Origin of the sequence: Streptococcus infantis, assembly GCF_019929575.1 — a bacterium.
Taxonomy (GTDB): domain Bacteria; phylum Bacillota; class Bacilli; order Lactobacillales; family Streptococcaceae; genus Streptococcus; species Streptococcus infantis_L.
Genome location: NZ_JAHZPU010000017.1, coordinates 24492 through 34344, shown reverse-complemented (window position 1 = coordinate 34344; position 9853 = coordinate 24492). Strand labels below are relative to the sequence as shown.

The following is a 9853-nucleotide window of genomic DNA, read 5'->3' as shown; positions in this document are numbered from 1 at the left end:
CTGACACACTTGAAAGCTTATTTGATTAACACTCCGCAACTTTACTTGAGTGTTTACACAAAATTATTGACAGAATCCAAGGAGGATATTGATCTTTTTCGAAATGGCGGTGAAATATGATATAATAGAAGCATGGCAAACAAGAATACAACTAAAACAAGACGAAGACCGTCTAAAGCAGAATTGGAAAGAAAACAAGCGATTCAACGAATGCTGATTTCTTTAGCTTTGGCTATCTGTTTAATTTTTGCAGCACTCAAATGGGGAGCTGTCGGAATCACTGTTTATAACCTGATTCGCTTACTCGTAGGGAGTTTAGCATACTTAGCTATTTTCTCTCTCTTGATTTATCTATTCTTCTTTAAATGGATTCATAAACAAGAAGGCTTGCTAGCAGGTTTCTTCTTTATTTTTGCAGGCTTGCTCCTCATCTTTCAAGCTTATCTTGTCTGGAAGCTTAGCATGGCAAATGCTATTTTTCAAGGAACGATTGGACAAATCTTTAAAGATTTAACCAGTTTTCAAGTAACCGGTTTTGCAGGGGGAGGCTTGTTAGGGGTAGGGCTCTACATTCCGGTAGCCTTTTTGTTCTCAAACATCGGTACCTATTTCATAGGGGCAATCTTAATCCTAATTGGAGCTCTTTTAATGAGTCCATGGTCTATCTATGATATTGCTGATTTTCTTTCAGCTCGATTTGCTATCTGGATGGAGCGCCGTGAACAGAAAAAACAAGAGCGTTTTATCAAGCGTGAAGAGGAAAAGGCAAGAAGAGAAGCAGAAGAGCAAGCAAGACTTGAAAAAGAAAGAGAAGAGCAGGCTTTGCTTGACATGCAGCCTGTAGATATGGAAACTGGAGAAATCTTATCAGACGAACCACTGCAAGAATTTCCTCCACTTCCAGAGGAGGAATGGGTAGAACCTGAGATTATTCTCCCGCAAGCTGATTTTGATTACCCTGAAGAAGGAGACTATCCAGAGGAAGAAGTTTTCTCTGAAGAAGATGATGATGACGAAGAGGTTGAAGTAGATTTTTCTGCTAAAAAGGCCCTGGAGTATAAGCTTCCAAGCTTACAACTCTTTGCACCAGATAAACCAAAAGATCAGTCAAAAGAAAAGAAAATCGTTCGAGAAAATATCAAAATTTTGGAAGAGACCTTCGCGAGTTTTGGTATTAAAGTGACTGTAGAAAGAGCAGAAATCGGTCCGTCGGTGACCAAGTATGAGGTTAAACCTGCAGTTGGTGTCCGTGTCAACCGTATTTCCAATCTAGCAGACGACTTGGCTCTCGCCTTGGCTGCTAAAGATGTCCGTATCGAAGCACCTATTCCTGGGAAATCCTTGGTAGGTATCGAAGTTCCTAACTCAGAAATTGCAACTGTATCCTTCCGTGAGCTTTGGGAACAATCTCAGACTAAGCCTGAAAATCTTTTAGAAATTCCTCTTGGGAAAGCAGTCAATGGTACGGCTCGTAGTTTTGATTTGGCAAAAATGCCTCACTTGCTAGTGGCCGGTTCTACAGGTTCTGGTAAATCCGTTGCAGTTAATGGTATTATCGCAAGTATTTTGATGAAGGCCCGCCCTGACCAAGTCAAATTTATGATGGTGGACCCTAAGATGGTTGAGTTGTCAGTATACAACGATATCCCTCATCTCTTGATTCCAGTTGTGACTAACCCTCGTAAGGCCAGCAAGGCCCTTCAAAAAGTCGTTGATGAGATGGAAAACCGCTATGAACATTTCGCCAAAGTCGGAGTTCGAAATATTGCTGGTTTCAATGCTAAAGTTGAGGAATTCAACGCTCAATCAGAGTACAAACAAGTACCTCTACCTTTAATCGTTGTGATTGTGGATGAGTTGGCTGACCTCATGATGGTTGCTAGCAAGGAAGTAGAAGATGCCATTATCCGACTTGGACAGAAGGCGCGTGCGGCTGGTATTCACATGATTCTTGCAACCCAGCGTCCTTCAGTGGATGTTATCTCTGGTTTGATTAAGGCAAATGTGCCTTCACGTGTAGCCTTTGCTGTATCTTCAGGAACGGATTCACGTACGATTTTGGATGAAAATGGTGCGGAGAAATTACTCGGCAGAGGGGATATGCTCTTTAAACCAATTGATGAAAACCATCCTGTTCGTCTCCAAGGTTCCTTTATCTCAGATGATGATGTGGAACGCATCGTAAACTTCATTAAGGCTCAAGCTGATGCGGATTATGATGAAAGCTTTGACCCAGGAGAAGTATCTGAGACAGAAGGTGATTTTGGCTCTAGCGGTGATGCTGGAGATCCTCTCTTTGAAGAAGCAAAAGCTCTTGTCATCGAGACTCAAAAAGCTAGTGCCTCTATGATTCAACGCCGTCTGTCGGTTGGCTTTAACCGTGCAACTCGATTGATGGAAGAATTAGAGATGGCAGGTGTTATTGGACCTGCTGAAGGCACAAAACCAAGAAAGGTTTTACAACAGTAAAAAAGTAAAAATAGTATAAAAATTCATAGAAACTTTATTGAAAAGTTAAACGAGGATGGTTTAGCTTTCTTGATAAAGTTTCTTTTTGGTTGCTAAAACGCTAGAAATAAGGCCTGCTGAAATTCTTTTCAGACTAGTCTGAAAATTGGATTATACTTTTACTAGTTTTACTTATTAAACTATTGATTTTTTTAACCTTTTTTGATATATTAAGTTGGTATAGAAAAATTTATATGTTTATAAGGGAGTGTTAGAAAAATAGAGGAGGTTATTTTTTTTAAACGAAAATGCAAACGCTTACTTTGTAAACTGAAAGGAACAAAAAAACCGATGGATAAAAGATTATTTGAAAAACGTTGTAAATATAGTATTCGGAAATTTTCATTAGGTGTGGCTTCTGTTATGATTGGTGCAGCTTTCTTTGGAACTAGCACTGTTCTTGCAGATTCTGCGCAAACAGGTTCAACAGCAAATATGCCAGCAGAATTGGCTGCAGCTCTTTCAAACGCAAAAGAAGATGATGGACGTGATTTTGAGGCACCAAAAGCTGGTGAAGACCAAGGTTCTCCTGAAGTAACTGATGGACCAAAAACAGAAGAAGAATTACTCGAGAAAGAAAAAGAAGCTGCAGCAGCTTCAGATGCTCTTCCAGAAGACTTACGTGGAAAACTTGATAAGGCTGAAGAAAATGGCAGTACTGTATCAAAAGAGGAATTAGCGAAAGAAGACAAGAGTCTTGTTCCAGATGATGTCGCTAAAACAAAAAATGGTGAATTAAACTATGGTGCAACTGTAAAAATTCAAAGTGCAGCTGGTGTCGGTAGCGGTATTGTCATTGGTGAAAATCTAGTTTTATCTGTTTCTCATAACTTTATCAAAGATGTTCCAGACGGAAATAATCGCAAGGTAGCTGATAATATTGAAAGTGATGGCGATGTTTATTCAGTTTCTTATCAAGGAGCACCTGATGTTAAATTCAGTAAGAATGATGTTAAGCACTGGGACCGTGAAGGATTCCTAAAAGGTTATAAAAATGACTTGGCCATCGTTAAGCTTCGTTCTCCTCTTGCTAACGCTCCTGTTGAAGTGACTGACAAACCTGCAACTACTAAGGTTGGAGATAAGGTACACGTTTTTGGTTATCCAACTGGAAAACTGTCTCCAATCTTAAATACTACAGTTGAAGACATCAATAATCACGGTGAGGGTGTTCGTGGGATCAGTTATCAAGGAAGTGAGCCTGGTGCAAGTGGTGGCGGAATTTTCGATGAAAATGGAAAATTGATTGGTATCCACCAAAATGGTGTTGTTGGAAGCCGCAGTGGAGGAATTCTCTTCTCACCAGCTCAGCTTGAATGGATTCAAAACTATATTAAGGGCATTGAAACAACAAAACCAGCAGGTCTAGATGCACTTGATAAACAAGTTGAAGACAAGGACGAGAAACCAAAAGAAGATAAGCCGAAAGAAGAAAAACCAGCTGAGAACAAACCAGCAGAAACTAAACCGGCTGAATCAAAAGAAGTGACTCCAGAGTGGAAAACTGTTGAAAATAAAGAACAACAGGGAACTGTAACGATCCGTGAAGAAAATGGAGTTCGTTACAACCAACTAGCGTCAACTGCTCAAAATGACAATGGTAAAAAACCAGCCTTGTTTGAAAAAGAAGGTTTGACAGTTGATGAAAATGGAAACGCCACAGTTGATTTGACCTTCAAAGAAGAGTCTGAAACAGGCAAATCTCGCTTTGGTGTCTTCATGAAATTTAAAGATACCGATAACAACGTTTTTGTAGGTTATGATCAAGGTGGATGGTTCTGGGAATACAAGTCAAATGGAAGTGGACTTTGGTACCAAGGTGGACGTGTTGCAGCTCCAGTAAATGGTTCTGAGAACCACTTGACCATCAGCCTTAAATCAGATGGACAGCTCAATGCAACTAACAACGATGTCAAACTCTTTGACACAGTGACCTTGCCATCTGCAGTTAATGACAAACTCAAAGATGAGAAGAAAATCGTTCTTAAAGCTGGAACCTATAACAGCAGCGAACGTACCATTGTCAATGTCAAAACTGATGACCAAGAAGGTGTGAAAAACGATCAAGAAGCCGCTGAAAAAGAAAAGGGCGACACAGTAGATGATAGCAATGTCAAATACGACACTATCGAATCTACAGTATTGAAAGCAGTCATCGACCAAGCCTTCCCACGTATTAAAGAGTACGTCCTCAATGGCAACAAGCTTCCAGGTCAAGTGCAACCGATTAATCAAGTTGTGATTAACAAGCATGCTGTGACTCCTGAAGTTACCTATAAGAAGGTCAATGCAACGACTGCTGAGTATGAAATGAAACTCCGTGATGAGGAAAACCTCATCAATGCAGATATGACCGTTCGTTTGCAAGTGGTGGACAACCAACTTCACTTTGATGTGACTAAGATTGTCAACCATAACCAAGTTACACCAGGACAAAAGATTGATGACGAACGTAAATTACTTTCTTCAATCAGCTTCCTAGGAAATGCCTTGGTATCTGTTTCAAGTGATCAAGCAGGAGCTAAGTTTGATGGGGCAACCATGTCAAACAATACTCACGTCAGTGGTGATGACCATATCGAAGTAACAAATCCAATGAAAGAATTAGCCAAAGGCTATATGTATGGATTTGTTTCAACAGATAAACTCGCTGCTGGTGTATGGAGTAATTCACAAAATAGCTATGGTGGTGGTTCTTACGACTGGACACGTTTGACAGCTTATAAGAATACGATTGGCAATGCCAACTATGTGGAAATTCATAGCTCTGAATGGCAATGGGAAAAAGCCCACAACGGAGTTGTCTTCCCAGCATACACTCAAGAACTTCCAAGTGCAAAAGTTGTCATTACTGAAGATGCTAATGCTGACCATAAGGTTGACTGGCAAGATGGTGCGATTGCTTACCGTAGTATCATGAACAACCCTCAAGGTTGGGAAAAAGTTAAAGACATTACAGCTTACCGTATCGCTATGAACTTTGGTTCACAAGCTCAAAACCCATTCCTCATGACCTTGGATGGTATCAAGAAGATCAACCTCCATACCGATGGTCTTGGCCAAGGTGTCCTTCTTAAAGGATACGGAAGTGAAGGACATGACTCTGGACACTTGAACTATGCAGACATCGGTAAACGTATCGGTGGTGTTGAAGACTTTAAGACTCTTATTGAGAAAGCTAAGAAATATGGTGCCCACCTCGGTATCCACGTTAATGCTTCAGAAACCTACCCAGAGTCTAAATACTTTAATGAAGATATTCTTCGTAAAAATGCAGATGGCAGCTACAGCTACGGTTGGAACTGGCTTGACCAAGGTATCAACATTGATGCTGGTTATGACCTCGCTCATGGGCGTCTAGCTCGTTGGGAAGAGTTGAAGAAAGAGTTGGGTGAAGGTCTAGACTTCATCTACGTCGACGTTTGGGGTAACGGTCAATCAGGTGACAACGGTGCCTGGGCAACTCACGTTATTGCTAAAGAAATTAACAAACAAGGTTGGCGATTTGCTATTGAGTGGGGCCATGGTGGTGAATATGATTCTACCTTCCAACACTGGGCAGCTGACTTGACCTACGGTGGCTATACAAACAAAGGTATTAACAGTGCCATCACTCGTTTTATCCGTAACCACCAAAAAGATTCTTGGGTTGGTGACTACAGAAGTTATGGTGGTGCAGCTGACTACCCACTTCTAGGCGGTTATAGCATGAAGGACTTCGAAGGATGGCAAGGACGTAGTGATTATAACGGTTATGTAACAAACTTGTTTGCTCATGACGTTATGACTAAGTACTTCCAACACTTCACAGTCAGCAAATGGGAAGATGGCAAACCAGTAACCATGACTGACAATGGTAGTACCTATAAATGGACTCCAGAAATGAAAGTCGAATTGGTTGATGCTGCAAATAACAAGGTTGTGGTAACTCGTAAATCAAATGATGTCAACAGTCCACAATATCGTGAACGAATTGTTACACTTAACGATCGTGTGATTCAAGATGGTTCAGCCTATTTGACACCTTGGAACTGGGATGCAAATGGTAACAAGCTTGAAAGTGACAAGGAAAAAATGTACTACTTCAATACTGAAGCAGGTGCAACAACTTGGACACTTCCTAGCGACTGGGCAAATGGTAAGGTTTACCTTTATAAACTAACTGACCAAGGTAAGACTGAGGAAAAAGAAGTTGCCGTGAAAGACGGTAAGATTACCCTTGACCTCACTGCAAATCAGCCATATGTTCTCTATCGTTCTAAACAAACAAATCCAGAAATGTCATGGAGTGAAGGAATGCATATCTATGACCAAGGATTTAACAGCGAATCTTTGGATCATTGGAAGATTTCAGGAGATGCTTCTAAGGCTGAAATCGTCAAGTCTCAAGGTGCCAACCAAATGCTTCGTATCCAAGGCAATAAAGAAAAAGTTAGTCTCACTCAAAAATTGACTGGCTTGAAGCCAAATACTAAATACGCAGTCTATGTCGGTGTAGACAACCGTAGTAATGCTAAAGCAAGTATTACTGTTAATACTGGTGAAAAAGAAGTAACCAACTACACCAACAAGTCACTCGCTCTCAACTATGTAAAAGCCTATGCTCACAATACTCGTCGAAGCAATGCAACAGTTGATAACACAAGTTACTTCCAAAACATGTATGCTTTCTTTACAACAGGTTCAGATGTATCAAACGTAACCTTGACCTTGAGTCGTGAAGCAGGCGATGAAGCAACTTACTTCGATGAAATCCGTACCTTTGAAAATGAATCAAATATGTACGGTGACGGTCACGATACTGCAACAGGTGTCTTCAAACAAGACTTTGAAAATGTCGGACAAGGTATCTTCCCATTTGTCATCGGTGGTATCGAAGGTGTTGAAGACAACCGTACTCACTTGTCTGAAAAACATGGTCCATACACACAACGTGATTGGAATGGCAAGAAAGTTGATGACGTTATCGAAGGAAATTGGTCACTCAAGACCAACGGTCTTGTGAGTCGTCGTAACTTGGTTTACCAAACAATTCCACAAAACTTCCGCTTTGAAGCAGGTAAGACCTACCGTATCACATTTGACTATGAAGCTGGATCAGACAGTACTTACGCATTCGTAGTCGGTAAGGGCGAATTCCAATCTGGACAAGCAAGTAATTTGGAAATGCATGAATTACCAAACTCATGGACAGATTCTAAAAAAGCGAAACGTGCTACCTTCCTTGTGACAGGTGCAGAAACTGGCGATACATGGGTAGGTATCTACTCTACAGGCAATGCAAGCAACACACGTGGAGATTCTGGTGGTAATGCTAACTTCCGTGGTTACAATGACTTCATCATGGATAGACTTCAAATTGAAGAGATTGTCTTGACTGGTAAGATGATGACAGAAAATGCTGTCAAGAACTATCTTCCAACTGTTGCTATGACCAACTACACCAAAGAAACAATGGATGCTTTGAAAGAAGCAGTCTTCAACCTCAGCCAAGCAGACGATGATATCAGTGTAGAAGAAGCTAAGTCTGAAATTGCTAAGGTCAATGCTCTTAAAGACGCTTTAGTGATGAAGAAAACAGCTCTTGTAGCAGATGACTTTGCAAGTCTTTCGGCTCCTGCTCAGGCTGGTGAAGGTCTTGAAAATGCCTTTGATGGTAACGTGTCAAGTCTATGGCATACATCATGGAGCGGAGGAGATGTTGGCAAACCAGCAACCATGGTCTTGAAGGAACCAACTGAAATCACAGGCTTCCGTTATGTTCCACGTGGTTCAGGTTCAAATGGCAACTTGAGAGATGTTACTCTTGTAGTAACGGATGAAACAGGTAAGGAACATACCTTCAATGCAACCAATTGGGCTAACAATAATAAACCAAAAGATATTGACTTTGGTAAGACTATCAAGGCTAAGAAGATTGTTCTAACTGGAACAAGAACCTACGGTGATACAGAAAACCAATATCAATCAGCTGCAGAATTGATCTTTGCTCGTCCGCAAGTTGCTGAAACAGGTCTTGATACAGCAGCCTATGAAGCGGCCTTGGCTAAAGCTCAAAAATTGACTGATAAGAGCAATCAAGAGGAAGTAGCAAGTGTTGTTGCCAGCATGAAATTTGCAACAGATAATCATCTCTTGACAAATAGAATGCTTGAATTCTTTGCAGATTATCTCGACCAGTTGAAAGACCAAACACCTACCCCAACTCCAGAACCAGAACCAACTCCAGAACCTAAACCTGAAACTCCAACATCAAGCAAGGGAGACGAAGCTGCGCCAGTTGTTGACCTTCCAGAATTCACAGGTGGTGTAAATGGCGCTGAAGCAGCTATCAATGACCTTCCAGAGTTTACTGGAGGAGTGAACGCAGCTGAAGCCGCTGTTCATGAAGTTCCAGAGTATAGTGAAGTTGAAGGAACAGCAGGAAATGAAGTAGCTATCCATGAAGTTCCAGAATTTACTGGAGGTGTGAATGCAGCTGAAGCCGCTGTACACGAAGTTCCAGAGTATACAGGTGCAATCGGAACAGCAGGTGACCAAGCTGCACCTACAGTAGACAAACCAACTGAAGGTGTTCGAGTCTTGTCAGATAAGACTACAGGAGTTGTAGTTGCAGGACTTGCAAGAGATTTGGCTACAGATCTTAATCTTAAAGTTCAAAAAGTAACAGACCAAAGTCTACAAGGTGTGAAATTTGATGCTTATGCTCTTCATTTAGTTGATAAAGATAAGCATGAAGTTCAAGCGAAGGGTGTAGTGCTCGTTCGACTTCCAGTTTCTGGTGAAGTAGCTGGAGTATATTACACTGCATCGGGTGAAGCAGTAAGCTTTACAAATGGTCAAGGTACAGTTGAGTTTACAACTAGTCAGCTAGGACATTTTGCCGTAGTTTATAAACAAGTTTCTAAACCACAAACGCCATCAGTAGGAGAGCCAGGACATAAACCACAAACTCCATTAACTGAGGAACCTGGAAGTCAAGTACAGACTCCATCAACAGAGAAACTGGATCATAAACCACAGGATGCTGCAGTGCAAAAACTTGATCAGAAATCAGTTGATACTGCTAAACCAGAAATGAAGGAAGTAGCAGCTAAACAAGAAGCGAAGGATAAACTTCCAGAAACTGGTACTAGCAAGTCAGAGCATATCTTCTTCCTTGCCAGTCTCAGTCTAGCAATGTCTGCTCTATTTCTTGCAAAAAGAAAAGAAGATTAAAATTTAAAAAAGTTTTCATTAAAAGAGAGCTTAGACTCCACATTCATTGTCGTGGAGAAAAAGAAAACCCAGAGAGGACCCTCTAGGTCCTCTCTTTTTCTAAAGGGAAATGAGAGCGCTTACCACT

Annotated in this window: 2 protein-coding genes; both read left to right on the top strand. The window is 41.1% G+C overall.

Going from position 1 to position 9853, the window contains the following annotated elements; translation table 11 throughout:
• Positions 1-183: 183 nt before the first annotated feature.
• The gene (locus tag K1I67_RS06670) at positions 184-2469 is read left to right on the top strand and encodes a DNA translocase FtsK (RefSeq protein WP_223339342.1); all 2286 of its coding nucleotides are present in this window, start codon (positions 184-186) and stop codon (positions 2467-2469) included.
• Positions 2470-2799: 330 nt separating this feature from the next.
• Positions 2800-9726 carry a SpGH101 family endo-alpha-N-acetylgalactosaminidase gene (locus K1I67_RS06665; RefSeq protein WP_223339341.1) on the top strand — a complete coding sequence of 2309 codons (6927 nt, stop codon included), beginning with the start codon at positions 2800-2802 and terminating at the stop codon, positions 9724-9726.
• The last annotated feature ends 127 nt before the right edge of the window (positions 9727-9853 follow it).

Excerpts from the sequence above, each read along its gene's own strand:
- K1I67_RS06665 (WP_223339341.1), top strand. The coding sequence starts at position 2,800 with ATGGATAAAAGATTATTTGAAAAACGTTGTAAATATAGTATTCGGAAA.